General features: G+C 64.6%; 30 protein-coding genes and 1 pseudogene. 18 read left to right on the plus strand and 13 right to left on the minus strand.

Translation table 11 applies throughout. The annotated features are described in order from the left end of the window. The first annotated feature begins 11 nt into the window (after window positions 1–11). The 6 genes from P0Y64_16885 to P0Y64_16910 are packed head-to-tail and all read left to right on the plus strand — an operon-like array spanning window position 12 to window position 3,869. Window positions 12–347 (plus strand): hypothetical protein, encoded by a 336-nt coding sequence (locus P0Y64_16885; GenBank protein ID WEK42996.1) that lies wholly within the window; start codon window positions 12–14, stop codon window positions 345–347. After that, on the plus strand, window positions 347–874 hold the full coding sequence (locus tag P0Y64_16890; protein WEK45096.1) for a glycosyl hydrolase 108 family protein: 528 nt from the start codon (window positions 347–349) through the stop codon (window positions 872–874). Before P0Y64_16885 ends, P0Y64_16890 begins: the two co-directional genes overlap by 1 nt. After that, window positions 871–1,167, plus strand: a complete 297-nt coding sequence (locus P0Y64_16895) for a hypothetical protein (protein ID WEK42997.1) — start codon at window positions 871–873, stop codon at window positions 1,165–1,167. Before P0Y64_16890 ends, P0Y64_16895 begins: the two co-directional genes overlap by 4 nt. Continuing rightward, a complete protein-coding gene (locus tag P0Y64_16900; GenBank protein WEK42998.1) occupies window positions 1,164–1,514 on the plus strand; it encodes a hypothetical protein in 351 nt (116 codons plus the stop codon). Before P0Y64_16895 ends, P0Y64_16900 begins: the two co-directional genes overlap by 4 nt. Beyond that, window positions 1,501–1,701, plus strand: coding sequence for a hypothetical protein (locus P0Y64_16905; protein ID WEK42999.1), 201 nt, complete (start codon window positions 1,501–1,503; stop codon window positions 1,699–1,701). The genes P0Y64_16900 and P0Y64_16905 overlap by 14 nt, the downstream gene beginning before the upstream one ends. Then, window positions 1,698–3,869, plus strand: coding sequence for a hypothetical protein (locus P0Y64_16910; GenBank protein WEK43000.1), 2,172 nt, complete (start codon window positions 1,698–1,700; stop codon window positions 3,867–3,869). Before P0Y64_16905 ends, P0Y64_16910 begins: the two co-directional genes overlap by 4 nt. Here P0Y64_16910 and P0Y64_16915 read toward each other — a convergent pair. Beyond that, window positions 3,860–4,162: a hypothetical protein gene (locus tag P0Y64_16915; protein ID WEK43001.1), complete on the minus strand. Its 303-nt coding sequence runs from the start codon at window positions 4,160–4,162 to the stop codon at window positions 3,860–3,862. The two genes, P0Y64_16910 and P0Y64_16915, sit on opposite strands and share 10 nt — an antisense overlap. Window positions 4,163–4,274: 112 nt before the next feature. On the opposite strand from P0Y64_16915, the gene P0Y64_16920 reads away from it, so the two are divergent. The 3 genes from P0Y64_16920 to P0Y64_16930 all read left to right on the plus strand — a co-directional run bounded on the left by P0Y64_16920 (window position 4,275) and on the right by P0Y64_16930 (window position 6,303). Then, entirely contained in the window at window positions 4,275–4,880 is a 606-nt protein-coding gene (locus P0Y64_16920) for an SOS response-associated peptidase family protein (protein WEK43002.1), read from the plus strand. 56 nt (window positions 4,881–4,936) lie between these two features. Beyond that, entirely contained in the window at window positions 4,937–5,221 is a 285-nt protein-coding gene (locus tag P0Y64_16925) for a hypothetical protein (protein WEK43003.1), read from the plus strand. 563 nt (window positions 5,222–5,784) lie between these two features. Continuing rightward, entirely contained in the window at window positions 5,785–6,303 is a 519-nt protein-coding gene (locus tag P0Y64_16930; protein ID WEK43004.1) for a GNAT family N-acetyltransferase, read from the plus strand. A gap of 6 nt (window positions 6,304–6,309) precedes the next feature. On the opposite strand, the gene P0Y64_16935 is transcribed toward P0Y64_16930, so the two are convergent. Then, complete coding sequence (locus P0Y64_16935; GenBank protein ID WEK43005.1) at window positions 6,310–6,837, minus strand: superoxide dismutase family protein; 528 nt, start codon at window positions 6,835–6,837, stop codon at window positions 6,310–6,312. Window positions 6,838–6,901: 64 nt separating this feature from the next. Continuing rightward, window positions 6,902–7,777 carry a CDP-alcohol phosphatidyltransferase family protein gene (locus P0Y64_16940; protein WEK43006.1) on the minus strand — a complete coding sequence of 292 codons (876 nt, stop codon included), beginning with the start codon at window positions 7,775–7,777 and terminating at the stop codon, window positions 6,902–6,904. A gap of 122 nt (window positions 7,778–7,899) precedes the next feature. On the opposite strand from P0Y64_16940, the gene P0Y64_16945 reads away from it, so the two are divergent. Further along, window positions 7,900–9,006 carry an inositol-3-phosphate synthase gene (locus P0Y64_16945; protein ID WEK43007.1) on the plus strand — a complete coding sequence of 369 codons (1,107 nt, stop codon included), beginning with the start codon at window positions 7,900–7,902 and terminating at the stop codon, window positions 9,004–9,006. Then, window positions 9,003–9,698 (plus strand): NTP transferase domain-containing protein, encoded by a 696-nt coding sequence (locus P0Y64_16950; GenBank protein WEK43008.1) that lies wholly within the window; start codon window positions 9,003–9,005, stop codon window positions 9,696–9,698. The genes P0Y64_16945 and P0Y64_16950 overlap by 4 nt, the downstream gene beginning before the upstream one ends. Before the next feature lie 126 nt (window positions 9,699–9,824). Here P0Y64_16950 and P0Y64_16955 read toward each other — a convergent pair whose 3' ends face one another. From P0Y64_16955 to P0Y64_16965, 3 genes are read right to left on the minus strand one after another with little or no spacing between them, the layout of a single operon-like run. Continuing rightward, a complete protein-coding gene (locus P0Y64_16955; protein WEK43009.1) occupies window positions 9,825–10,346 on the minus strand; it encodes an SRPBCC family protein in 522 nt (173 codons plus the stop codon). A 2-nt stretch (window positions 10,347–10,348) separates the two neighbouring features. After that, a complete protein-coding gene (locus tag P0Y64_16960; GenBank protein WEK43010.1) occupies window positions 10,349–10,783 on the minus strand; it encodes an SRPBCC domain-containing protein in 435 nt (144 codons plus the stop codon). Then, window positions 10,780–11,103, minus strand: coding sequence for a metalloregulator ArsR/SmtB family transcription factor (locus tag P0Y64_16965; GenBank protein ID WEK43011.1), 324 nt, complete (start codon window positions 11,101–11,103; stop codon window positions 10,780–10,782). Before P0Y64_16965 ends, P0Y64_16960 begins: the two co-directional genes overlap by 4 nt. Window positions 11,104–11,219: 116 nt before the next feature. On the opposite strand from P0Y64_16965, the gene P0Y64_16970 reads away from it, so the two are divergent. After that, on the plus strand, window positions 11,220–11,897 hold the full coding sequence (locus P0Y64_16970) for a DUF2490 domain-containing protein (protein ID WEK43012.1): 678 nt from the start codon (window positions 11,220–11,222) through the stop codon (window positions 11,895–11,897). A 107-nt stretch (window positions 11,898–12,004) separates the two neighbouring features. Further along, window positions 12,005–12,148 carry a lmo0937 family membrane protein gene (locus P0Y64_16975; GenBank protein ID WEK43013.1) on the plus strand — a complete coding sequence of 48 codons (144 nt, stop codon included), beginning with the start codon at window positions 12,005–12,007 and terminating at the stop codon, window positions 12,146–12,148. A gap of 48 nt (window positions 12,149–12,196) precedes the next feature. Here P0Y64_16975 and P0Y64_16980 read toward each other — a convergent pair whose 3' ends face one another. From P0Y64_16980 to P0Y64_17000, 5 genes are all read right to left on the minus strand, one after another. Beyond that, entirely contained in the window at window positions 12,197–13,480 is a 1,284-nt protein-coding gene (locus tag P0Y64_16980; GenBank protein WEK43014.1) for a dihydrolipoamide acetyltransferase family protein, read from the minus strand. A 5-nt stretch (window positions 13,481–13,485) separates the two neighbouring features. Then, the gene (locus P0Y64_16985; GenBank protein ID WEK45097.1) at window positions 13,486–14,490 is read right to left on the minus strand and encodes an alpha-ketoacid dehydrogenase subunit beta; all 1,005 of its coding nucleotides are present in this window, start codon (window positions 14,488–14,490) and stop codon (window positions 13,486–13,488) included. Window positions 14,491–14,550: 60 nt separating this feature from the next. Further along, window positions 14,551–15,840: a 3-methyl-2-oxobutanoate dehydrogenase (2-methylpropanoyl-transferring) subunit alpha gene (locus tag P0Y64_16990; protein ID WEK43015.1), complete on the minus strand. Its 1,290-nt coding sequence runs from the start codon at window positions 15,838–15,840 to the stop codon at window positions 14,551–14,553. A gap of 193 nt (window positions 15,841–16,033) precedes the next feature. Continuing rightward, complete coding sequence (locus tag P0Y64_16995) at window positions 16,034–16,342, minus strand: PilZ domain-containing protein (protein ID WEK43016.1); 309 nt, start codon at window positions 16,340–16,342, stop codon at window positions 16,034–16,036. A 166-nt stretch (window positions 16,343–16,508) separates the two neighbouring features. Beyond that, window positions 16,509–17,255 (minus strand): Bax inhibitor-1/YccA family protein, encoded by a 747-nt coding sequence (locus tag P0Y64_17000; GenBank protein WEK43017.1) that lies wholly within the window; start codon window positions 17,253–17,255, stop codon window positions 16,509–16,511. Between the two features lie 122 nt (window positions 17,256–17,377). Here P0Y64_17000 and thpR point away from each other — a divergent pair, with 122 nt between their 5' ends. Next, window positions 17,378–17,923 (plus strand): RNA 2',3'-cyclic phosphodiesterase, encoded by a 546-nt coding sequence (gene thpR, locus P0Y64_17005; GenBank protein WEK43018.1) that lies wholly within the window; start codon window positions 17,378–17,380, stop codon window positions 17,921–17,923. Here the strand turns inward: thpR and P0Y64_17010 are convergent. Continuing rightward, window positions 17,905–19,317, minus strand: coding sequence for an RNB domain-containing ribonuclease (locus P0Y64_17010; GenBank protein WEK45098.1), 1,413 nt, complete (start codon window positions 19,315–19,317; stop codon window positions 17,905–17,907). The two genes, thpR and P0Y64_17010, sit on opposite strands and share 19 nt — an antisense overlap. A gap of 82 nt (window positions 19,318–19,399) precedes the next feature. Between P0Y64_17010 and P0Y64_17015 the strand changes: the two genes are divergently transcribed. Genes P0Y64_17015 through P0Y64_17025 form a run of 3 tightly spaced genes read left to right on the plus strand, consistent with a single transcriptional unit; the run spans window position 19,400 to window position 21,757 of the window. Then, a complete protein-coding gene (locus P0Y64_17015) occupies window positions 19,400–20,584 on the plus strand; it encodes a molybdopterin molybdotransferase MoeA (GenBank protein WEK43019.1) in 1,185 nt (394 codons plus the stop codon). Between the two features lie 56 nt (window positions 20,585–20,640). Further along, window positions 20,641–21,309 (plus strand): transcriptional repressor LexA, encoded by a 669-nt coding sequence (gene lexA, locus P0Y64_17020; protein ID WEK43020.1) that lies wholly within the window; start codon window positions 20,641–20,643, stop codon window positions 21,307–21,309. 31 nt (window positions 21,310–21,340) lie between these two features. Beyond that, window positions 21,341–21,757 (plus strand): PaaI family thioesterase, encoded by a 417-nt coding sequence (locus P0Y64_17025; GenBank protein WEK43021.1) that lies wholly within the window; start codon window positions 21,341–21,343, stop codon window positions 21,755–21,757. On the opposite strand, the gene P0Y64_17030 is transcribed toward P0Y64_17025, so the two are convergent. Continuing rightward, window positions 21,743–23,926, minus strand: coding sequence for a ComEC/Rec2 family competence protein (locus P0Y64_17030; GenBank protein ID WEK43022.1), 2,184 nt, complete (start codon window positions 23,924–23,926; stop codon window positions 21,743–21,745). The genes P0Y64_17025 and P0Y64_17030 overlap by 15 nt on opposite strands. A gap of 68 nt (window positions 23,927–23,994) precedes the next feature. Between P0Y64_17030 and gltX the strand changes: the two are divergent. Continuing rightward, window positions 23,995–25,423 (plus strand): annotated as a pseudogene (gene gltX / locus P0Y64_17035) (glutamate--tRNA ligase). Window positions 25,424–25,438 lie beyond the last annotated feature (15 nt).

Consider the following 25,438-nt stretch of genomic DNA (forward strand, 5'->3'; position numbering starts at 1 on the left):
CGGGAAGCGGCATGACCGGCCTCGGCAACGAAGTGCAGGCGCGAGTGATTGCGGAACAAGTCGCGGTTGCGGCGGTCGAGCAGTTCGTTCGCACGCACCCGCAGACGCCAAAAGCCGAAATCCCCGTCCCGCTCAAATGGGCCGGTGGGGTTATCACGGCCCTGCTCACGGTGGGCGTGGCCTCGCTGTGCATGTGGGTCGTCTCTACGCTGTCGAACCTCCAGCAGACAGTAACGCGGATCGATACCCGCCAGCAGATCAACGACGGCAATGTCGAGGGGCGGCTCAAGCAGATTGAAGACCGCATCACGCGGGTCGAGCAGGAACGGAAAGGTAGCGGGGCATGATGACGATCAACGGCGTGATCGAGGACGTGCTTGCCCATGAGGGCGGGTATGTGAACAATCCGAACGACACCGGCGGGGTGACCAACTTCGGCATCACCGAGAAGGTCGCCCGCGCGAACGGTTTCACCGGCGACATGCGGGCGATGACGCGGGACTTCGCGCGCGGCGTCTACATGAAGCAGTACGTCATCGCGCCGGGGTTCGATAAGGTCGGCGCGTTGTCGATGTCCGTTGCTGCCGAGATGGTGGACACCGGCGTCAACATGGGGCCCTCGGTCGCTGGGCGGTTCCTGCAGCGCGCGCTGAGTCTGTTGACCGACAAGACCCTTGTGCAGGACGGGATGATCGGCCCGGCGTCGCTGGCCGCGCTCAAGGACTTCCTGACGCGGCGCGGTGCGGAGGGCGAAAAGCGCCTAGTCTGGCTGCTCAACGCGTTTCAGGGGACGCGCTACGCCGAGCTCGCGGAAGGCCGGCCACAGAACCGGACATTCTTCTTCGGGTGGCTGGCGCGGCTGCTACCCGCATGATCCGCCGAGACGTCACACGCGGCGCCCTCGCCTTCCTCCTGCTCGGCGCGTTCAGCATCGCCCTGTTCGTGATGTTCTGGCGCACGATCCCGGAGGGCAACCGCGAGACGCTCACCTACATGCTCGGGCAGCTTTCCGGCATGGTGACCACCGCGCTCGCCTTTTACTATTCGTCGAGCAAGAGCAGCGCCGACCGCAACGACATCACCGCGAAGGCGCTTGATACAGTTGCGGCTGGGATCGCGGCTGGGCCAGCGGTCAGTGCGCCGGATGAACCGGAGGCGCGGCCATGACCTGGGGCCGCATCATCGCGCCGCTGGTCGGGGCTATCGCCATCCTCATCCTCATCATCATGTGGCAATCCGCCAGCCATCGCGCGGGAAACGCCGAGCGCGAACTGAAGACGGAAACCGCCCGCGCGGACGGTCAGACAAAACGCGCCGATCAACTCGAGCAGACCGCCCTCAAGCGCCTTGCGGATGACGCGGAGGTTGCGGCAATCGGAAAGGGAATGAACGATGCGATCAGTTCGGCTCCGGCTGGCGCTCCCGGCGCTGTTTCTATCGCTATCAATTGCGAGCGGATGCGGCGATCAGGTGCCACCAGCGACACCTTCAAGCGTGTCTGTGGCGGACGTTAAGGCGGTGATCGAACCGAAGCCGACCCCGTCCGATGCGATCCTGACCGATGCGCAGGCGGCTGAGCGCTACAACGTCGAGGTGGAAACGTGGGGCGAGCGGCTCTCCCGCGCTGGCGCTCGCATCTGTCGCGCTCTCGTCGCGGACGGGACGCCCCTGCCCTTCACCTGCCCGGAGTCAGCGCAATGAGGATCGGGCTGGGACTTGGCCTCGGCCAGATGCGCACGTTCACGGGTGGAACGCCAGCCCCTCCCCCGCTGATCGCGTCGGTCAACGCGGAGGGCTGGTCGGCGGAGTTCGCCAAGCCTGCAGATTTGCCGGCGGCGGCGATCCCCTCGGAGATGCTGCCTGACAGCGCACCGAAGACGATATCCGTCTCCCGCGTGGGCTTCGACGCGACTGCCGCGACGACGAGCTATCTCGAAACCCGCATCATCACCAAGCGCAAGCGGCAGGCCTATCCTAATTACGCGCAAGCGACGGCGCAGACCGTGGCGCTCGACGATTATGTCTATTCGACCGACACCATCACTGGCGTGGTCAACAATTCGGCGGAGGCGTCGCCGAAGCCCATCGCGGCATGGGTGATGCCATCGCGCCTGCTCGTCGGCAATTCGGTGCATTGGGAGCTAATCGCCTTTCATCGCGATTTCCGATCTAACCGGCAGGTGGCATGCGTCCGCGTCCGCGCTAACGACGGAACGACACAGACGCCGTGGCAGACGGTAGCGGCGACAGTGATCTCCACCTTGTGCGAGGACGCGAACCCGCTCGAAGTTTATGCTGGCGATCTCGATGTGACGGCGCTCGCGACCGGCGCTTTTTGGCTGGAAGCAGAGGTCTATCCGTGGATCGGTGCGGCGCCGTCGGTGCTCAAAAGCGAAGACCTGTGGGCGGCGAGTGCCAGCCCGCGCGAATTCACGCGCCGCTATTACCACAAGGATGTGGCGCTCGCCGCCGCGCCGCCGCTGGCTTATGTCAAAGCTGGCGGCTCGGACACGGCAGGGGTCTGGTCGGTCAACGCCGCGACCGCGCTGGCGACGCCGTTCGCGACGGTGGCTGGCGCGTGCAGCGCGATCACCAATGTCACGCGCGGGACGCCAAGCAAAACCGGCACCGGCGCGCGTATCCGCATCGTCGACAATACCGCCAATAACGCCGGGACGAACGGGACGAGCTTTCCACAGGGCGGCGCGGGGATCGTCATCGAGCGCGCGCCGGGTGTCGCGCGCGCCAGCGCGGTGCTGAACCTCGCCGGCAATTTGCGCCTCGGGCTGACGTGCTCCGTTGCGGGGCTGGAGCCGCACATGACGCTCAATGACCTGTCGGTCGGGCGAAGCGTCAACACCTACAAATTCTACGGGGAGGCGGGCACGCCGATCGGGGTGCAGTTCTGGAATGTCGCGATCAGCGATACCGCCGGGTCATCGCCGTGGAACGCCGCGCACGGTTATTTCTTCGGGGCAACCTTTGCCACCACGAACCTTTGGCTGAGCCTCAATACAGGGTTGCAGATCCGCATGACACGAGGGGTCGTCGGCGACCTCAACAGCGCCGCATACGAACAGTGGGTGCTGATCGGCTGCGCGATCCAGCAAGTAGGCAGTCAGGGGTACACCGACGCGACCAAGGGCGGCATCAGCTACGCCAATCGGCTGCTGAAGATGAAGGCGATTGCGCCTGCGTTCGGGATTTCTGCCACCAACCCCGGCGACAAGATCACGGGCGTCGTCATTTTGCAGAACGTCTTTGAGGTGATCGGTGGCCATGCCAACGCCAGCCCGGCGATCCGCCTGTCTTCTGACGGGCTGAACGGCGATATGGTCCACTCGGTGATCGGCCACAACACGACAACGGGTTTCTACGGTACCGGCCGCAACAATACATTCTACGATGAGAGCTCTGGGACGAACCGGCGCAACCATCGCCTGTTGCGCATGGTCGGCAATATCTGGGTGAGCATCAACACCAAGGGCGATATTTTCTATGCCGGGACGGACCCAAGTGAGGCGCCGAACCGCATCGGCCAGCTCGCCTATGTCCACGGCGTTGGCTGTCAGGGCGAGTATTCTCAATTCTGCTCAGCGGATGGCGCTGCGATCGGCAGCAGCTTTTCGCAGCTATACCCCGGTCTCGGCGCTTCGATCGGAACCAGCGCGAGCGTGCGCAGCGATCCGCTGTTCGTTGACTACCAGTCGATGACAGGGCCAGCGACCTATGGCGCTGGCGGTGGCGACTATCGGCTTCAGGCGGGGAGCCCGGCGCGCGGGCGAGTGACGCCTCGCGGGCTCGCTTATGACCTTGCAGGTGCCACGCGTCCCGCAGTCGGCACGGCTCCCGCTGGCGCTTATGTTTGAGGATCACCCGGAACCCGGCTCTTGCTTCCCACGCTGTCCAAGACGCCGAGCTTATCGGCGACCGGGTTCATCGGCGCGTCAGGGTCGATACAGCGAAAGCCCGGCGGTTCGCATCCGCCGCTCAGTGTCTCCAGCCGCTGCATCTTGTCGGCGATGATCCCCGCCGCGATCACCCGCGCCCGAAATTTCCGGTCGGGCTCGTGGTGCTGGAACTCTTTGAGCAGGGATTTCGTCCACCCGCGCATGGCTGATTGGATGATATTGATGAGTTCGTCTCGGTTGACCTGTCGCATCGAATCGCTCCGTTGGTGTCCGTGGAACGGAGCAGGAACGCGCGATGTAGGAAATGGTTTTTGAGAATCGCGCCGCACGTGCGATCCTCTCCCGATGTGCAACCGCTTCCGCATGTCCGCGAGCCAGCGCGAGATCGCAGAGCGCTACGGCGTCGAGCCCGAGTATCCTGAGGATGAGGACTATCCGCCGGGCGAGCTATTCCCAGAACGGTCGGCGTTCGTTGTCCGCGAGATGGCCGGACAGCGCACGCTCTCAACAATGTCATGGGGATTCCCGATCACTGTGCCCGGCAAGCGGATCGACAAGGCGACCGGCAAGCCCGCGATGATCGAGAAGCCGGTAACGAACGTCCGCAATTACACGTCGTCGTTCTGGCGATCAGCGCTCTCTAACCCGGCGCGGCGCTGCCTCGTGCCGTTCACCGCTTTCAGCGAATACGGTCAGGTGCGCGGCCCTGATGGTAAATTGCCGCTGCATTGGTTTACCGTGCCCAGCCGGCCGATCGTCAGTTTCGCGGGCGTATGGCGGCCGAGCGATAAGGGCGATCTGTTCGCCTTCCTGACGTGCCCGCCGAACCCCCTGGTCGCGCCGATCCATCCGAAGGCGATGCCGGTGCTGCTGCATGAGGACGACGAAGAACGTTGGCTGGCCTGTCCATTCGATGAGGCGATCGAACTCGCGCAGCCTTATCCGTCGCAGTTGATGGCGGTGGCCTGACTCGCAAATGTTCCCAATACGTTCTATAATCGCGACTCGGTATTGGAGTGTTAATCATGGACCTATCGGGCAACTGGTGGCTGTATTTTCACGAGGCCGGGCCGGAGGATGGCATCTCTATGCGCTGCCGGTTTGAAAACGGCTGCATCCTCTCCGGCGGGAAAGACGTTGGGGAATACCTCACTCCCGATCGCGCGATCAGTATGACGATTCCGTCGTTCACGGGCCCTGATGGAAGGCATTTGTCTGATGTCTCATTCGCCTACGACAGCGGGACGCCAGACATGTTGTGGACGATATTTCGTGGCGAAACGCTGGTGCTGGAGCGGGACGCGGAATAGCCCGTCAGATATCTAGCCCGCGCCTCTGTATCTCGCGGAGAAGTGCCGTCGCCTTTGCGTTGCGTCCGTCCGTGCGCTGGTACGCTGCGAGAAGCTCGCGGTCGGTTAATGTCGTGATGGCGTTGGGCATCTGGAACCTCGCTCACTCCGCGATCATAATCAACCTGAGGCGAGCGAGTTCCGTGAAATGCGCCAATCGTGGAGCGGCCGGGTATTTGGCTGCGCTTTCGGTCTCGAATGAGGCCAGTTCGGGTTAGACAGTGCCTTCGCGACTCACGGCGCTACCGTGTGTCAATCCTCTTGGTGAGACAGTGTTAGTGCATTGATAAAATAGAACTATGTTAGCCCCGGTCGGGCCTCCATCTCGCTCGCGGCTTTTCGCTGAGTTCGGCGATTTTTTTGCTGAAACGGCCCGTGGCGCAGGGCGCCGATCAAATCAGTTCGGCGGGCCGGCGCCTGTCTCCCTGTGCAGCTCCGCTTTGACGATGGCCAAAGCCCGGCGTGGCGTTTAGGTTCGGTACATAGAGGCAATCGCCCGCTGTCCGACGTCGAAAGGTCACGACATGCAGACGCCTATCACCCGATTGACCACGCGATCCGGCGTGCAGCTGGATATCCGTCTGGCCAAACCGGGCGACGAATTCGCGATCGATCAGTTCTTCGACCAGCTTTCACCCGAGGACCGGCGTTTCCGCTTCCTCGCGACCGCAAGTCGCGTGGGCCGCGCGTTGATCGAAACCATGACGCGTCAGGATGGCCGCGACGCCACTTATCTTGTGAGTGACACCGAAAGCGTGGCGATGATCGCATTGGCGATGCTGTGTTTCGACTCAAGCGGCCAACGCGCCGAAGTCGCCATCGCCGTACGCAGCGATCGCAAGGATCAGGGGATCGGCTGGGAACTGATGCGCTTCGCGATGGATCAGGCGCGAACCCATGGCGTGCAGTGGGTGGAAGCGATCGAATCGCGTGACAATATCGCCGCCGTCGATCTTGAGCGCGAATTGGGGCTCACTGTCGAGCCACTCGAAGGCGAGCCCACGCTTGTTAAGGTCAGCCGGAAGCTCACCGCCGCCGGCTGATCCAGCTCAGCCGGCCTGAAACACGCCGCACGCGATCCGCGCGCCGCTATTGCCGGCGGGGTCAGTCATCAAATCATCCGCATTGGCATGAATCACTAGCGCCGCGCCGTCGGCATCAAGCAGGCCAGCCATGGTCGCGCCCGGGATCGTCAGCGCCACCGTTCCGCGCCCGCCAGTGTCGATCACTAAATTGGGCAAATCGCCCTCATGCGGGCCCTGCGGATTCATCGAGCCGTGCTTCATGCCGGTCGGGTTCCAATGGCCACCGGCACTGGCAAAATCAGGCGGGTCGCAGCGGCCCGTGGTGTGAACATGTGCACCGTGCGTGCCGGGAGGCAGCCCCTTCGCATCCACCGTCACGCGCAAACCGCCAGCCACTTCGGTCGCCGTCGCGCGGCCCACATCGGCCCCCGTCGCCGATTTGAGCATCGCCACCGCATGGGCACCCCCGGCGAGCGGTGCGCCGGTTTCCATCTTGCCCTCATTGCATGCGGCCAGCGCCAGCGCTCCCGCCATCACCACCATCACACGCATCGTCTTTCTCCCACGAATCCCGTTCCGGTAACGAACCATTCTCGACGCCGTGCGGTTCCGCCCGTCAATCCCTTCCGCGCGCGATCAACTGCACGAGACGACGGCAATTGGCGCGCTGCTGTACGATCGCGACGAGCAGCACGGCGTTCAGCACAGTCAGTTCGATCAGGAAAAACCAGATCGACGAGCCCGCGATCATACTGAGGCCGAGCAGGATCGTGCGCGGGTTGGCGCCGAGAATCGCAGGCAGCAATAATGTCCGGCGCCCCGATTCCTTCGCGAGCCGGGCGATACGCTGGCGCGCCGGTGGATCAGCTTCCGCACTCATAACCAGCGCGTTGATGCGTTCAGTAGGGCCGGTCACCGCGCGGGACACCTTAAGGTAGAGGCGTGCAAGCGTTCCGCCAGCGCCGCTTGGCGCGGTACGATTGTGCTGGATCCATGGCACGCCATAGACCCACCATTGATAGGTACGGCGCGAGCTTTCGGCGAATACCGACTGGACGATGCGCGACGCGCCGGCACCAACCACGATCACCCATACCCACGGCCCAACCGTCTGTTGCAGCGCGTAGCCGAGCAGCAGGTAGAGCACCACATGGCCGCCATAATCACACAACCCATCCACGACCTCACCGAATGGGCTGGCCCGACCGGTCATCCGCGCGAGATCGCCATCAGCGCCGTCGACGACATGCCATAACAGATGCAACGCAAAGCCGATTACGATCGCAAGCGGGGTATCGATCAGCGCGTAGAGCACCCCAGTGGCGCACACCATCATCGCCCCGAATACCGAAACCATGTTCGGTGTGACCGGTGTCCGAGCGAGTGCCGCCGCGAGTCGGCGCGCGGCCGGATGATAGATTGTGTGGTTCAGGAACCCCTGCAATTCACGCGGCTTTCCAGTCACGCGCGCCGTCATTTCGTTCGATTCCAAGGTGAAGCCCCCTTTTCTGCCCGATAACAGGTGCTGGGATCGCTTGACAGGCGTGTCGCATCTGTCACGACATTGAAGCTAATCGGTCATCCGTCGGCCATAGCCGACAAAGCGGGGGTTTAATGTCAACGATCAAGGTCGCCATCATCGGGGTCGGCAATTGCGCAAGCAGCCTGGTGCAGGGCAAATATCATTACAGTGCCGGCAACACCGCGCACGGGCTGATCCATGAAGATGTCGGTGGATATAAGGTTGCCGATATCGATTTCGTCGCCGCGTTCGACGTCGATTCACGCAAGGTCGGAATGGATCTGGGCGACGCGATTTTCGCCAAGCCAAATTGCACGAAGATTTTCCACGCCGATGTGCCGAAAACCGGCACAATCGTCCAGATGGGCGCAAAGCTCGATGGCGTTGCGGAGCACATGCTCGTCGCCGCCAACGATCGCGGTTTCGAAGTCGACGGCACGCCTGACGCGGATCGCACCTCGATCGTCAAGACGCTGAAGGATTCGGGCGCGGAAGTTCTCGTCAATTTCCTGCCGGTTGGCAGCCAGACGGCTACCGAATTCTACATGGAATGCGCGCTCGAAGCCGGGCTTGCGGTAGTGAACTGCATGCCGGTTTTCATCGCCTCCAATCCTCAGTGGGAAGCGCGGTTCGCCAGCGCGGGGCTGCCGATCGTCGGTGACGACGTGAAGGCGCAGGTCGGCGCGACGATCGTCCATCGCGTGCTGTCGAACCTTTTCAAGAGCCGTGGCGTGACGATCGATCACACCTATCAGCTCAACACCGGCGGCAACACCGATTTCATGAACATGCTCGATCGCAACCGTCTGTCGAGCAAGAAGGAATCGAAGACAGAGGCCGTGCAGGCAGTCCTCGCCGAGCGGCTGGCGGATGAAAATATCCATGTTGGCCCGTCGGACTACATCCCGTGGCTACATGACAATAAGCTGTGTTTCCTGCGGCTCGAAGGCAATCTGTTCGGCGATGTGCCGATGAACCTCGAACTGCGCCTGTCGGTCGAAGATAGCCCGAATTCCGCCGCTGTGGTGGTTGATGCGATTCGCTGCTGCAAGCTCGCGCTCGATCGCGGCATCGGCGGCGCACTGACCGGCCCGTCCTCGTTCTTCTGCAAGCATCCGCCGGAACAATATACCGACGATATCGCGGCGCAGATGACCGACGAATTCATTCACGCCGACGCGCGGCTCGCTGCCGAGTGAAAGCTCTCATCGTCGCGGCCGGCTATGGTAGCCGGCTGCGCGCGGTGTCCCCCTCGAAGCCATTGACCCCGGTCGCCGGCGTGCCGCTCATCGCGCGCGTCATCGCGGCGGCGCGGGCCGGTGGCGCGACCGGCTCCACCGTCGTTACTGGACATGAGGCGGATGCCGTCGAGAGCTATCTCCATAGCCTCGATCCGGCGATTACATGCGTCCGCACACGGGATTGGTCTTTAGCCAATGGCCATTCGGTACTGACCGGCGCGGACGCTATCGGGCCGGCGCAGCACCTGCTGATGATGGCCGACCATCTGTTCGATCCGGCGATCGTAAAATGCGCCATTGCCGCGCCCGAGGCGCCACTCACGCTGGCAATCGACCGGCGACTCGACAATCCATTGGTTGATCTCGACGATGTGACCCGCGTCCGCACCGATGGCGATGCGATCGTGGCGATCGGGAAGCATCTCGCCGATTATGACGCGTTCGATTGCGGCGTGTTCTCGGTGGATGGCCGTTTCCACGACGCGTTGCGCGCCAGCATCGCGACGGGCGGCAATGGGTCTATTTCCGCCGGGGTAGAGGCGCTCGCCACCAACGGAGGCGCCCGCGTCACCGATGTAGGCGACGCATGGTGGCTCGACGTCGATGATCCCAAGGCGCTTGCACAGGCGGAAGCGGCACTCGCCGACTAAACTCCGCTCTGTTCCAGAACGGACATAATTCTCTTCAGGTGGAGCAGAGATTACTGATTTCCCGCGCCCCGTACGCAACATGCTTTCGGCACATGTGCGGGGGAGGCGCGGGAAATCACTGGCATCTCATGCCAGACCGACCGCCCGTTTTGCCACCGCTTCCGCATCCGCATGGAGCTTCCAGAAGTTCGCGACCCCCTGCCCTGCCACGCGGCGTTCCAGCGCGGCGAGATGCGCCGCCCAACCGCCACCAAAATTCGCGGCGTCTTCAGGGCCGCGCAGCCCGGTGTGATGCAGCACCAGTCTTGTGCCGTCGCCCTCCGGCGCAAGCGTGATGGTCACCTCGCCGGCATCGCCGTTCGACCAGTTGAAGGCGAGCGTATGCGGCGGCTCGACGCGCAGCACCCGCTCATTCCAGGTATTGCCCGAGACGCCGGCATAACGTTCGGGCGTGGGCACCTCTTCGTCCGACAAGCGCTCATGCGCCATGGTAAATCCAATCGTGCCGCCGGGGCGGAGATCGCCGGGCCCGGCCATGAACCAACGCGCGCGCAATTCAGGATCGACGAGATATTGCCATACCGTGTCGATCGGCGCGGCAAGCAGCCGCTCGAAACGCAATTCCTGCGGGGTGATTAAGTCAGCCATTGTTATCCAAGCTCCTTTTCCAGCGATTGCAATATCATCGTCCAACCTTCGCGTGTGCGATCGGCATAAGCTGCCCATTGTGGCGCCATCTCGTGCGTCAGCGTCAGCCGGGCTTCGTTCCTGAGCGGCGTGATTTCGATGGTTACCCGCGTCCACTCATCTTCCGGCGCGGGGTCGGCACCAAACAGGAATACCAGTCGCGTCGGGCGATCGAGCACCTCGAAGCGCAAGCGGTGACGCGCATCCCCGTTCGCCCGGCGCTCGACGATCAGCGCGGCACCACCGACACGCGGGTCGATCTCGCAAGTCAGCATCTCGCCATCGGGCGTCGCGAACAGGAAATTCCGCGCGACAGCCGGATCGAGCCATGCGTCGAACACGCGTTCAGGCGATGCCGCAAAGTCGCGCGTTATCGTGAGCAGCACCGGATTGTTCATTTTCCGTCCTCCTGCAACGCGACTTCCAAAGCGTCGAGCTGCCGGTTCCAGAACCGCGACCATTTGCCGAGCCACGCCTCCACCTCGGCGAAACGTTCGGCCTTCAGGCGGCACAATTGCTGTCGTCCGGCCTTGCGCCGCTCGATCAATCCCGCGCGCGTCAACACGCCAACATGTTTCGCCGCCCCGGCAAAGCTCATCGCGTGGGGCGCAGCGAGATCGCCGATCGATCGCTCGCCCTTTTGCAAATCGGCCAGCATCGCGCGCCGTGTGGGATCGGCGAGCGCAGCGAAGGTCAGATCAAGAATATCTTCAACCATATGGTTGTATTATTCGGCTCGCGGCGAATTGTAAACCCTTAGGTTGAATTTATATGCCCTGCGAAGCCGGGACTAATGTTGCGGTTTTGTTGCGCTTCTGTGCATCAGTCTTTCTGATGCTCAAGACGCTTACCTGTTGCCTGGTCGGTCTGGCGACCGCGGCCTTCCCCGCTAAGGCGATGGCGCGCGACGATGCGCAATTGTGGCTGACCGTCGCTGGCGCAGTGGACCTGGGCGACGGCTGGCGACTGTCGCAAGAGGCAATCACGCGGATCAGCGATACACGCCGTGGCCTATACGAGATCGAGAGCAACATATTGGTCGGGTATCGCGTCGCGCCCCGGCTAACACTGTGGGCCGGCTATACCCACGATCCGAATTATGAGGCGGGCCGCTTTGCCGTGATGGAACATCGCGGGCGCGAACAGGTAACGCTCGACGATATTCGCATCGGTCGAGTGCGTGCAAACTTCCGGTTACGCGGCGAACAACGCTGGCGCGAGGGGACGGAGGGTACGGGCTGGCGCCTGCGGCCATTCGTCCGCGTCGCCCTTCCCTTTCAGACGAACGGCACAACCGGTGTAGCGATCAGTCACGAGAGCTTCATCAACCTCAACCGTACGGCCTTTCAGCCAATTCGCGGCGTGGACCGAATGCGGAATGCGATCGCATTTTACACCCCGCTGGCGAAGGGGGTGAATGTCGAGCTGGGCTATCTCAACCAATATAGTTTCGCCGCAACAGGCGCGAGCGATCACGCAGCCACAGCCAGTTTAAGCTTCGCGTTCCGCTAAAACGCAAGTCACGAGACATTACCAAGATCGCGACAAATATCGTCGCACTTTGGAACGGTTTTGATATCATCCACGTTCTCGCTTTGATTTCGGATGGAGAACAAGCGATGTTGTGGACGATTGTCGTGATCCTCGTGATCCTGTGGCTGCTTGGTTTTAGCCTGCATATCGCCGGCGGCCTGATCCATATCCTGTTGATCGTCGCGCTGGTCGTCGGCTTGGTCCAACTTTTCACCGGTCGCCGAGTATAGCGTGTAACGGCGTCGGCCCGAATCTGGCCGACGCCGCATCATCGACATTCACTGAGCGAAGAGCAGCACCGGCGTTTCGAGCAGTTTCCTGAGCGCCTGGACATAGCTTGCCGCGTCCCAGCCATCGACGACGCGATGGTCGCAGCTGATCGACAGGTTCATCAGCTTGGCGCGCACGATATCGTCGCCTCGGAACACCGGACGCTCGACGATCTTGTTCGGGCCGATGATCGCCACCTCGGGCCGATTGATCACCGGCGTGGTGGCGATCCCGCCGAGCGGACCGAGGCTGGTGACGGTGATCGTCCCCCCACCCAGTTCCTCCGGCTTCAGCTTCGATGCGCGCGCCGCCTCCGCGAGCCGGGTGATCTCGGCGGCGAGCTGCCACACGTTGCGATCCTGCGCATCGCGGATCACCGGCACGGTCAGCCCCGCATCGGTCTGCGTCGCCATGCCGAGATGGACCCGGCCCGAGCGCGTCACGATCCCCGCCTCGTCATCATAACGCGCGTTGAGCATCGAGAAATCGGGGAGCGTGCGGCAGATCGCGACGATCAGCAGCGGCAGCATCGTCAGCTTCGGGCGCTGCCCGCGCGTCGCATTGAGGTCCGCGCGCACCCGTTCCAGCTCGGTCACGTCGATCTCGTCGACATAGGTGAAATGCGGGATGCTGCGCTTCGATGCGGCCATGTTCTCGGCGATGCGGCGGCGCATCCCGATCACCTTGATCTGCTCGTCGGCGCAGGCCCGGCTGGCGTGCGGGGCATGATAGCCCTGCCCCGAGGCATAACGCAGATAGGCATCGAGATCGGCGTGACGAATGCGATCGCCCTCCGCCGCCTTCACCGCGGCGAGATCGACCCCCAGATCCTGCGCGCGGGCACGAACCGCTGGCGAGGCGAGCACGTGGTGAGGCGGCGCACTTGTCTCTTCAGCCACCACCGCCTTCACGGCGGCAGGCTCGGTCGCCACAGCCGCTGGCGGCACCGCGACCGGCGCGGGCGCGGCGGGGGCAGCCGCGACAACCACCGGCTCGATCACGGCAGTGCCCGGCGTTTCCGCCTCGATCTGCTCGGCCGCCTCTTCCTCGCCCTCGATCTCGATCACCACCAGCGTCGCGCCGATCGACACCTGATCGCCAACCTCCCCGGCAAGCTCCACGACCGTCCCCGCAACCGGGCTCTCCATCTCCACCGTCGCCTTGTCGGTCATCATGTCCGCAATCTGCTGGTCTTCCTCGACCCGATCACCAACCTTGATATGCCAGGCAACAATCTCCGCCTCGGAAATGCCCTCGCCAATATCCGGCAAACGGAACTTGAAACGCGCCATCGTCGTCAATCCTTCAGAATCTTCTTGAGCGCCTGACCGATCCGCACCGGCCCCGGAAAATAGGCCCATTCCAGGCTGTGCGGATAAGGCGTGTCGAACCCGGTGACGCGCTCGATCGGCGCCTCGAGGTGATAGAAGCAACGTTCCTGCACCAGCGCCGACAGCTCCGCGCCAAAGCCGGAGGTGCGCGTCGCTTCGTGCACGATCATGCACCGGCCGGTCTTGCGCACCGACGCCTCGATCGTCTCGATATCGAGCGGCATCAGCGTGCGGAGATCGATCACCTCGGCATCAACGCCCGCTTCGGCCACCACATTCAGGCAGACGTGGACCATCGTGCCGTAAGCGAGGATCGTCACCGCCTCGCCCTCTCGCACGACGTTCGCCTTGCCCAGCGGGATGCGGTAATAACCGGTCGGCACCTCGCTGGCGGGATGCTTGGACCAATTTTCGGCCGGGCGATCCCAGTGGCCGTTGAAGGGGCCGTTATAGATGCGCTTGGGTTCGAAGAAAATTACGGGGTCATTGTCCTCAATGGCGGCGATTAGGAGACCTTTCGCGTCGTAGGGAGTGGACGGAATTACCGTTTTGAGCCCAGCGACATGGGTGAAGATCCCCTCCGGCGATTGCGAATGCGTCTGCCCACCGAAGATACCGCCGCCGAACGGCGACCGCACGGTGAGCGGCGCGATGAATTCGCCATCGGAACGATAACGCAGCCGCGCCGCTTCGCTGACGAGCTGATCGAGCGCGGGATAGATATAGTCGGCGAACTGGATCTCCGGCACCGGGCGCAGGCCATAGGCCCCCATCCCCACCGCGACGCCGATGATACCGCATTCGGTGATCGGCGTATCGAACACGCGGGTCTTGCCGTATTTCTTCTGCAAGCCGGCGGTCGCGCGGAACACGCCGCCGAAATAACCCACGTCCTCGCCCATCACGACGATCGCGTCATCGCGCGCCATGGTTACGTCCAGCGCAGAGTTGATCGCCTGGATCATGTTCATCCGCGCGGTTTCCGGCGCATCGGCGGCCGGTTCGGTCTCGATAATCTCAGCCACTGATCGTTACCCTTTCCGTGCCCATGGGCGGCCGGAAGCCTCTTCCTCGTCAATCATCATCTGCCGCTGTTCACGCAGATGCCACGGCATTTCCTCGAACACGCCGTCGAACAGGCTATCGAGCGGCTGGAGCAGGCCATGACCGAGGATGCCGTTCTTTTCCGCTTCCTTCTGCGCGGCCTTCACCTCTTCCGCGACCTCGCGATCCATCGCCGCCTGACGCTCCTCATCCCATTCGCCGATCGCGATGAGATGATCCTTCAGACGCCGGATCGGATCGCCGAGCGGCCACGCGGTCGGCTCCCCTGCCGAGCGATAGGCGCTGGGATCGTCCGAGGTGGAATGCCCCTCGGCGCGATAGGTGAAATGCTCGATCAGCGTTGGCCCGACGTTGGTCCGCGCACGCTCCGCCGCCCACATCGTCGCGGCATAGACGGCCAGCGCATCATTGCCGTCGACCCGCAACCCCGCGATGCCATAGCCCACCGCGCGCGCAGCGAAGGTGGTCGCCTCAGCGCCGGCAAAGCCCGAGAAGCTGGAGATCGCCCATTGATTGTTGACCACGTTGAAGATCACCGGCGCGCGATAGACGGTGGCGAAAGTGAGCGCGGAGTGGAAATCGCCCTCCGCCGTGGAACCTTCGCCGCACCAGGTCGCCGCGATGCGCGTATCGCCCTTGGCGGCGGAGGCCATCGCCCAGCCAACGGCTTGCGGATATTGCGTGGTGAGGTTCCCGGAAATCGAGAAGAAACCGGCTTCGCGCACCGAATACATGATCGGCAATTGCTTGCCCTGCAACCGATCGCCCCGGTTGGAATAGATCTGGTTCATCATGTCGACCATCGACCAGTCGCGCGCGATCAACAGCCCCTGCTGACGATATGAAGGGAAGCACATATCGTCATATTGCAGCGCGTGCGCCGCCGCGACCGCGACCGCCTCTTCACCAAGCGACTTCATATAGAAGCTGGTCTTGCCCTGCCGCTGAGCGCGGAACATGCGTTCATCGAACGCGCGGACCAACGCCATGTGGCGCAGCATCCGCCGCACGGTATCGGGCGAAAGGCGTGGATTCCACGGGCCGACGGCATTGCCCTGATCGTCCAGCACGCGGACCATCGTATAAGCGAGATCACGGAAACTGTCGGGCGCGGCATGCGTATCGGGGCGCGGCGCGGCGCCGGCCGCGGGCACATCGACCACGGAGAAATCCACCTCATCGCCGGGCCGGAAATGCGGTTCCGGCACGTGGAGCGACAAAGGCTTCAAATTGCTGCGAACGGGACCGCCGGCCATGCTCTCTCCAGACTCGCGCCGCATCATTCGGCACGCACGGCTATTTCGCGCGCTTGAAATATAATTTCAAGCGGCGAAAAGGGGCAGGTTCACGCAATTTGTCGAAAGCGCAGGGCGGCCGGACTATGCCTCGCGGTGAATTGGCGCCTGCGATGGCGCTTCGTGAAGCAGTGACGTCGGCGCGGTTGCGGCCTCAGCGCGGGCTGGCGTCCGGCGTGGCGGCGAGCAAGCTATTGAGTTCATCTTCCGATAGCGGCGCAAGAAATTCGCAGCCAATCTCACCATCATTCGACCAGATGATCCGCGCGTGACGCTGCACCGCGCCGGGCAACCCGATCTTGAGCGTCGTTCCCACCGGCAACGCGATCGATATCCGCGCACGGATACCGTTGGCGGACGCGTCGATCACCTCGACCGACACCGCGACCCGCGCGGTGGCGCGGCATTCCGCCGGCGAGCGCGGCGCGCGGCGGGCGTCATTTGATTTCGCGAGAGCGGTCATCTGTCGTCTTCCCTGTCCGATCGCGCCATCCTGCCATCATGATGGTTAAGAGATGGTAGCCACGCCCTGCGCGGCGGCCACGCCGTCGGGCACCGCGGGCATGAAAAAGGCCCGGCGGATTTCCCGCCGGGCCTCGAACATTTCAGCCGTTTGAGTGGCCGATCGATCAGTCGCGCTGGCCCATGAAGGACAGCAGGAACTGGAACATGTTGATGAAATCAAGATACAGCGACAGCGCGCCCATGATCACGGCCTTGCCCATCATGTCCGTGCCGGCGACGTAAGCGTACATGCTCTTGATCCGCTGGGTATCATAAGCCGTGAGGCCAGCGAACAGCAGCACGCCGACGGCACTGATCACCATCGCCATCGCAGGCGACTTGAACCACAGGTTGAGCAGCGAGGCGACGATGATGCCCACCACGCCCATGATCATGAAGGTGCCCAAACCCGACAGATCACGCTTCGTCGAATAGCCATAGAGGCTGAGCGACAGGAACGCGACGGCGGTCGCGAAGAAGGTGATCGCGATCGACGTGCCCGTATAAACGAGGAAGATCGTCGACATCGACACGCCCATCACGGCGGCGAAGGCAAAGAAGATCGCCTGCGCAGCGCCGGTCGACAGGCGGTTAAGCCCGAAATTCAGCACCAGCACGAAGGCGAGCGGCGAGAACATCACCAGATATTTCAGGATGCCGGGCGCCATGAACACCTGCGCGGCCAGACTGTCGCGGCCACCGCTGGCGAACAGCAGCGCCACGATCCCGGTCAACAGCACGCCAGAGGCCATGTAGTTGTACACCGAGAGCATGTAAGACCGGAGACCCGCGTCATACGCAGCGCTCCGCGTATCGGCGGCGCTCGACCCGAACGGGGCGGCGGTCGGCCGGGGGTCGGACCAGTTAGCCATTGTCAGTTCGCTCCTTTGTCCGGCAATGAACGATGCCGGTACTGCCGAAATATTGCCCGTGCGGGCGAAATTTTCAAGCGAACCGCCCGGAAGCAATCTTTCGTTACAAAAAGGTTCGTCCGATGCACCGTCTGTTCGTTGCCCTGCGCCCGCCAGCCGTGATCCGCGCCGCGCTCGCGCAAATGATGAACGGGGTGCCGGGCGCGCGATGGCAGGCCGATGCGCAACTCCATCTGACATTGCGCTTCATCGGTGAGGTCGAACGCCCGCTCGCGGAGGAGATCGCGTTGGCGATCAGCGCTGTCGCCGCCCCGGCTCCGGTCGTTTCGCTCGCCGCGGTGGGGCAGTTCGACAAGCGTGGGCGCACCGATGCCTTGTGGGCGGGCCTCACCCCGCACGAGGCGCTCGGGGCGCTGCATCGCAAGGTGGATCATGCGCTGGTGCGGCTCGGACTGGAACCGGAACGGCGCGCCTATCTGCCGCACATCACGCTCGCCCGGTTGCCGCGCAGTGCGGGGCATGGCCCGGCACTCGAACGCTGGATCGCCGATCACGCGACGCTTTCCAGTGCGCCATTCGCGATGGCCGACCTGATCCTCTACGAAAGCAGCCTTGGTCACGCCGGGGCGAGCTATGTGCCGATAGTGCGTCACCCGCTCGTCGGCTGAGCCCCGCTCGGGGCGATACGCGAGAAACGCAGCGAGCGACGCTCGGGGTCGGCGTCGTCGAGTTGCACCTTGATCGTGTCTCCCGGCTCGCCCGTATCGGTCGTCACGCGGGCCACCACCGGGCGATCGCGTAGCTGGATGCGCGCGCCGCGATCGTCGCGATCGAGGATCACCGCGTCGAACGCCTGCCCCTCCTGTCCGTGGAGCATCACCGCTTCCGCCATGTCGATCACCGCGCGATCGATCGCGCCGGCGATCGAGCCGGAATGCGCCATCACCGCCGGCAGTTTGGGGAAAGCGGCGGCAACGAAATCGGGCACCGCCTTGCCGTTGGCGATCGCCAGCGCCGCCTGCACGACATAGCGGTCCGCGAGGCGGCGCAATGGCGCGGTGGCGTGGGCATAGGTCGCCGCGACCGCCGCATGCCATGGCACCACGCCAGGCTGGTACGGCGCGTAGCTCGCCCCCTCACCCGCCCGGCGGATCGCGATCATCATCGCTGCCTGACGGGGATCATGCCCATCGAGGCCACGCTGAAAATCGGCAAGCGACTTATCCGCCGGCCACGCGATGCCCAGCGCCGCCGCCGCGTTGCGCAGCCGCGCGACCGCGCGCGCATCCGGCCCCGGCATGACGCGGAACAGCCCGGTGTGATGCGCGAGCATCGCATCGGCCACCGCGAGATTGGTGGCGAGCGACATGGCAGCGTTCTGATCTTCCGACGCCTCGCGCGGGCGGAAGCGCAATTGCAGCCGGCCGTCGCCGTTATGCGTCAGTTCCTGCTCCGGCGGATCGACCCGCGCGGCACCGCGCCGATCCTCCGCCGCCATGATGCGCGCCGATAGATCGGCGAACCCGGCCGGCAGATCGGCCGGCTGCACCGTTTCATAAGCGAGCTTCGCCCGGCTGCGGATCACCGCGCGCTCCACGCCGTCCAGTGACGCCGCTCCGTCAGGCGCGATGCGCACCGCGAAGATCACCGCCGGCCGATCGCCATTCGGCAACAGGCTCGCGGCCGCCTCACCCAGCGCCGGGGGATAGAGCGCCGCCTTGCCGTCTGGCAGGTACAGCGACTCCCCGCGCCGCCATGCCTCAATATCCAGTGCGCCGCCCTCGTCGACGAACCAGGCCACGTCGGCGATGGCATAGCGCAGCAGCAGCTCGCTCCCGGCAACTTCGATCGCGAACGCCTGATCGAGATCAGTCGATGTCGCGGGATCGAGCGTGACGAACGGGATAGCCGTGCGATCGACATGCGCCGTGGGCATGCGCTTCGCCGCCTCATCGGCCGCTGCCAGTACCTGCGGGGGAAAGCCCGTGGGCACATCATATTGCGCCCGGATCGCCGCGAGGCCATCGGTCAGCGCGCGATCGGGATCGAGCAAGGTCTTCATCACGCACAGATTATCGGCGGGTGGCGGCGCTGTCGATCATCTCGCTGTGGCCCCCGATGAGCCGTCGTGCGATGGACGAGCCATGGCCAGTCCCTTCCTCCTGCCGGTCGCCGAGGCGCAAGCACGGCTGATCGCGCTCGCGCCAACCATCGCCACCGAAAGCGTGCCGCTGCTCTCCGCCGCCGGGCGCTATCTGCGCGAGCCGGTGATCGCGCGCCGCACCCAGCCCGAGGCGGATCTGTCTGCGATGGATGGCTATGCGATCCGTTTCGACGACATGCCCGGCCCATGGCGCGTAATCGGGGAGAGCGCGGCAGGCCATGGCTTCGACGGATCGATTGCCATCAGCGAGGCCGTACGCATCTTCACCGGCGCGCCGCTGCCCCCCGGCGCGGACACGGTGCTGGTGCAAGAGGAAGCCGCGCGCGAGGGCGAAGCGCTTCATCTCGCCGGCGAAGGGCCACCCCATCGGACACGGAATGTCAGGCCGCGCGGGCTCGATTTCCACGCAGGTGACACGCTGGCCGCCCGCGGCGATGCGCTGACGGCCGCGCGACTTGCGCTTATCGCAACCGGCGGCGCGCGCGCGGTGACCGTCACCCGCCCCGTGCGCATCGCGCTCGCCGCGACAGGGGATGAGCTGGTCGAACCCGGCGGCGACGCGTCCGGATTGCCCGAATCGAACCGGCTGATGCTCCGCGCGATGCTGGAAGGGCTTCCGGTCGAGTTCGTCGATCTCGGCATCCTGCCCGATCGGCTGGAGGTGTTGCGCGATGCCTTTGCCGCCGTCACGGCGGATATATTGGTGACGACCGGGGGCGCCTCGGTTGGCGATCACGATCTGGTTCGTCCCGCGCTGGAAGCGGCCGGGGCGGCGATCGATTTCTGGCGCATCGCACTTCGCCCCGGCAAGCCGATGATGGCGGGACGAAGAGGCGATTGCATGGTGATCGGCCTGCCAGGCAATCCGGTGTCCGCGTTCGTCACCGGCCTGCTGTTCGTGCGCCCGCTCGCTGCGGCGATCGCTGGCGCGCGCGATCCGTTGCCGCGCATCACCCGCGCGATATTGGGAGAGCCACTGCCAACAAACGGCGACCGCACCGACTATATCCGCGCGGAACTGCGCGACGGCCTGCTCTATGCCGCCGCGATCCAGGACAGCTCGATGCTGGCAACGCTGGCGCGCGCGAACTGCCTGATCGTGCGCGAACCATATGCGCCGGCGGCGCGCACGGGCGAATCGGCGGAAATCCTCGTCATCGCTTGACCCGCCCTTAATTGTTCCGTAAAGGTTCCGCGTCTGTTCGCCTGCGGAGGATCGCGATGCTTACGAAGAAGCAGCATGAGCTGATCTGTTTCATCCATGATCGCCTCGCCGAAAGCGGCGTGTCTCCTTCGTTCGAGGAAATGAAGGACGCGCTGGAGCTGAAATCCAAGTCCGGCGTCCATCGGCTGATCAGCGCGTTGGAAGAACGCGGTTTCCTGCGCCGTCTGCCCAATCGCGCGCGCGCGCTGGAAGTGGTGAAGATGCCGGAGCGCATCGAGCCGCGCAGGCCCGCCACCGCGCAACCGCAGCCGGCACGCCGCTCTATGCCGGAACCGGCGAACGACGTGGTCGAAATTCCGCTTCACGGGCGGATCGCCGCCGGCATGCCGATCGAGGCATTCGAGGGATCGACCTCGCTTCCGGTGCCGGCCGCGCTGCTGGGATCCGGCGAGCATTTCGCGCTGGAAGTGGCGGGTGATTCGATGGTCGAGGCGGGAATTCTCGATGGCGATTACGCACTCATCCGCCGCACCGAGACCGCGCGCGACGGCGAGATCGTCGTGGCGCTGATCGACGATAGCGAGGCGACGCTCAAATATTTCCGCCGCGAGGGCGCGATGGTCCGGCTCGACCCGGCCAACCGCAGCTATGATCCGCAGCGCTACGCCCCCGCGCAGGTGCGGGTGCAGGGCAAGCTCGCCGGCCTGCTGCGGCGCTACGACTGATCCGGCCGGAGCGGCCGGGGGAACGCTCACGATGAGTATTTTCGATCGCTTTCCCAAGCCCCCGTGCGCTGAAACACTCGGCTGGACATTGTTGAGCGCCGATCCCGCCACCGGCGCGGTGCGGATCGCGTTCGAGGCGCATCGCGGCTTCTGCAATCCCGGCGGCAATATCCAGGGCGGTTTCCTTGCCGCGATGCTCGATGACACGCTGGGGCCGACCGTTCTCGTGAAAACCGATGGCGCGGCTTATTGCGCGACGATCGAACTCAGCACGCGATTCCTCGCGCCCGCCCGGCCCGGCCGGCTGATCGGTGAAGGCCGGCTGGTGCAACTAGGCAAGACGATCGCGTTTCTCGAAGGCGAATTGCGCGATGCCGATGGGCGGATCATCGCCTCTGCGAGCGCGTCCGCACGCGTGGTGCCGGCTGCCGGGCTAGCGCGAACCTAGCGGTACGCGCTTTGGGGGCTCGCTGGTGAGTGGAACCGGGATTGCGCGAGGATCACCATATCGAAGCGCAGGTCGCCGGGTTCGCGATGGCACGGTGGTGGCCGCCGCGACCCATGGGTGGCGGTCGCCCAGCTTGCGTACCGTGACGATCTTCCCCACCGCGAGGCTCAATGCGACACCGCCGGTCTTCTCCAGCGTCGGGCGATCGAGCAGCAGCCAGCGAGGGGCACAGGCGCGCGGCAGGCGGCGGTCACTGATCACGATATCGACCGCGCGGCACGCCGCGACCATCTCCTCCCATGGCGGCAGATAGCCGCTGCGCGTCGCGAGGATTCGCCACTCTCGACCACCCGTCACCCGCGTCATCACGCACGCGTCCCGGCTGCATTGGGCATCGGGCTGCTCCGAAAGGAGCAACGGATCATCCTCAAACCCGGCATTTTCCGCGAGCATTCCGCGCACATACTCCCCCGTGCGATCGCGCAGCACCGCGAGATCGCCGCGCACGGTGCGGATCGCGACATGCCGCCCGTCGCCAGTGAGGAGCAGGTCCGGCGCGGGCGTTGCCAACGCCCAGCCAGCACCGATCGCCAGCGGCACGAAACCCAATCGCCGCCACCGCGTCCGCCACAATGCGAGCCACAATCCGCCCGCCGCCATCAATGCATAAGCGCCACCGGGCATGGCGGGCAGCGCGGTGACCGATCCCGGTGCGGCGACGGTGGTGCGCGCGATCCAAAGCAACAGCGCGAGCGCCTTGCCGGCCAGCCACCACAGCGGCGCGCCCAGCCCAACCGCATCGAACAGCAACGCCAAAGCCTCCAGTGGCATGACGACGAGCGTGGTGAGCGGGATCGCGGCGATATTCGCCACCGCGCCGTAAATCCCCGCACGGTGAAAGTGATAAATAGCGATAGGCATCAGCGCGAATTCGATCACCAGCCCGGTGAGCAACAGCGATCCACCGTTGCGCAACAATCGCGCGATCCAGCCCTCCTCGCGCGTCATGAACCAGCGCCGGATCGCAGGATGTTCGTGCAACGCGACGATCGTCGTCACCGCCGCGAACGAAAGCTGGAAGCTCGGCCCGACCAGAGTTTCGGGCCACAGCAGGAGGACGACGAAGGCGCCGGTCGCGACCAGCCGTAAGGTCACCGCCTCACGCCCCAGCGCCATCGCAGTCAACACCAGCAGCGCGGCGACGCAACTGCGGATCGTGGGGACTTGGGCGCCGGTTAGGAAAGTGTAGCCGATTGCGGCGAGCGCGCCGACCGCGCCGGCCAACAATGGTACGCGCCCGCTCAGCGCCAATCGCGTGTTCAGCGCAAACAGCCGCGACGCAAGCAGCATCGCGATTCCCACCGCCGCGGAGACATGCAGCCCGCTGACCGCAAGCAGATGCGCCAGCCCGGATCGGCGCATCGCCTCCGCATCCGCATCGGCGATCGCGCTGGTATCGCCGGTCGCGAGCGCCGCCGCGATGCCGCCGGCGCTACCTTCCACCCGTTGATGGATGTGGCGCGACAAGCGCACGCGCAGCGCCTCCGCATTGCGCTCACCCGACAGGATCGAGACCGGCGCCAGCCCCCGCCCCGTCGCACCCAGACTGTCGAACCATGCCGCACGTTCGAAATCATAGGCGCCCGGCACCGCCGGTGGCGCGGGCGGCATCAATCGCGCGCGCATCGCGACGATCGCACCGGGAGCGATCCCGGCGGGCGAATCGGCCTCGGCCAGATTGACGCGAATCCGGGTCGGCGCATTTTCCGGCACACGATCGAGCCAACGCGTCGGCGCGAGCGTCAGCCGCACCAGCGCGCGCGCCGGGAGCGGCTGCGCCCGCTCCACCCGCGCTTCGAACCGCACCACCGTGGCGCGGGGCAACACGGGCGCCGCCGCCCGCTCCGCCCGCCACCAGATCAGCGCGACTCCCGCCGCGAGCGCAAAACCGCCGACAGCGATGCACCTTCCGAGCCGGCCGCCCGCCTGAAACGCGATCGCGAAGGTGGCGATCGCCGCAGCCAGCAGAATCGCGATCGTCCAGGAGCGCGGATCGGGCAACGCGAACCACAGGATAACGCCCGCGCCAAGAAACACCGGCAGCCACAGCACGAGCTGATCGCGCTCCGCCTCCAGCCATTGTTCAATGGCGAAGGTTTGAAGCCGCATCGGGCGCGTGCTAGGGGCGCCCCCGGCTACACTGGCCATGTCACAATTCAGTTTGGGAGCAAGCGCGCTTGAGCGCAACCACCGATCCCGCCGCAGGGAGCGCGCGTGACACCTCCGTCGTCACTCGTTTCGCCCCCTTCCCCCACCGGCTTCCTTCATCTGGGCGGCGCGCGCACCGCGCTGTTCAACCTGCTTTACGCGCGCCATCACGGCGGCAAATTCCTGCTGCGCATCGAGGATACCGATCGCGCACGCTCGACCCAACCGGCGATCGACGCGATCCTCAACGGGTTGCGCTGGCTGGGCCTCGACTGGGACGGCGACGCCGTTTTCCAGTTCGCCCGCGTGGCACGCCATGCCGAAGTGGCCGAGGCGATGGTGGCGGGCGGCAACGCCTATCGCTGCTATCTGACGCCGGACGAATTGACGCAGATGCGCGCCGAGGCCGAAGCCGCGAAGAAGCCGCTGCGCATCCGTTCGCCGTGGCGTGACAAGGTGCCCAACGATCCGGCCGCGCCGCACGTTATCCGCCTGAAGGCGCCGCTCGACGGCGCAACGACGATCCATGATCTCGTGCAGGGCGAAGTGACGGTGCAGAACGCCGAACTGGACGATCTGGTGCTCGTCCGTTCCGATGGCACGCCGACCTATATGCTCGCGGTGGTGGTCGACGATCACGATATGGGCGTGACCCATGTGATCCGCGGCGACGACCATCTCAACAACGCCTTCCGCCAATTGCCGATCTATCGCGCGATGGCGTGGCCCGAGCCGACCTATGCGCATATCCCGCTGATCCACGGCGCGGACGGCGCGAAGCTCTCCAAGCGTCACGGCGCGGTGGGGATCGAGGCATATCGCGACGAACTGGGCATCCTGCCCGAGGCGCTCGACAATTATCTGATGCGGCTCGGCTGGGGGCACGGCGATGCGGAGATCATCAGCCGCGAACAGGCGGTTGAATGGTTCGATCTCGCCAATGTCGGCAAATCGCCCTCGCGCTTCGACCTGAAGAAGCTGGAGCATCTGAACGGCCATTATATTCGCGAGTCGGATGACGCGCGACTCGCTGCGCTGGTTGCGGGGCGGCTGGGGCTGGCGGAGGGCGATCCGCATCGCGATCTTCTGGTCCGCGCGATGCCGTCGCTGAAGCCGCGCGCCGCGAATCTCAACGAACTGACTGACAATACCGCGTTCCTGTTCGCCGTCCGGCCGCTGACGATCGACGACAATGCGCAGCCTTTGCTGGAGGGCGATGCTCCGGCTTTGCTCTCGCAGTTGCACGCCGCTCTTGACGCGCTGCACAACTGGGATACGGAGGCCCTCGAAGATGCGGTACGGCAAGTGGCCGAGGCAGCGGGCGTAAAGCTCGGCCAGGTCGCACAGCCGCTCCGTGTGGCTCTCACCGGTCGCAAGACCTCGCCAGGGATCTTCGACGTGCTGGCCCTGTTGGGCCGGGAAGAAAGCCTGGCGCGGATCGCAGACCATATGCGTTGACGCCGGGGAAGGAGA

Origin of the sequence: Candidatus Sphingomonas colombiensis, assembly GCA_029202845.1 — a bacterium.
GTDB lineage: Bacteria > Pseudomonadota > Alphaproteobacteria > Sphingomonadales > Sphingomonadaceae > Sphingomonas > Sphingomonas colombiensis.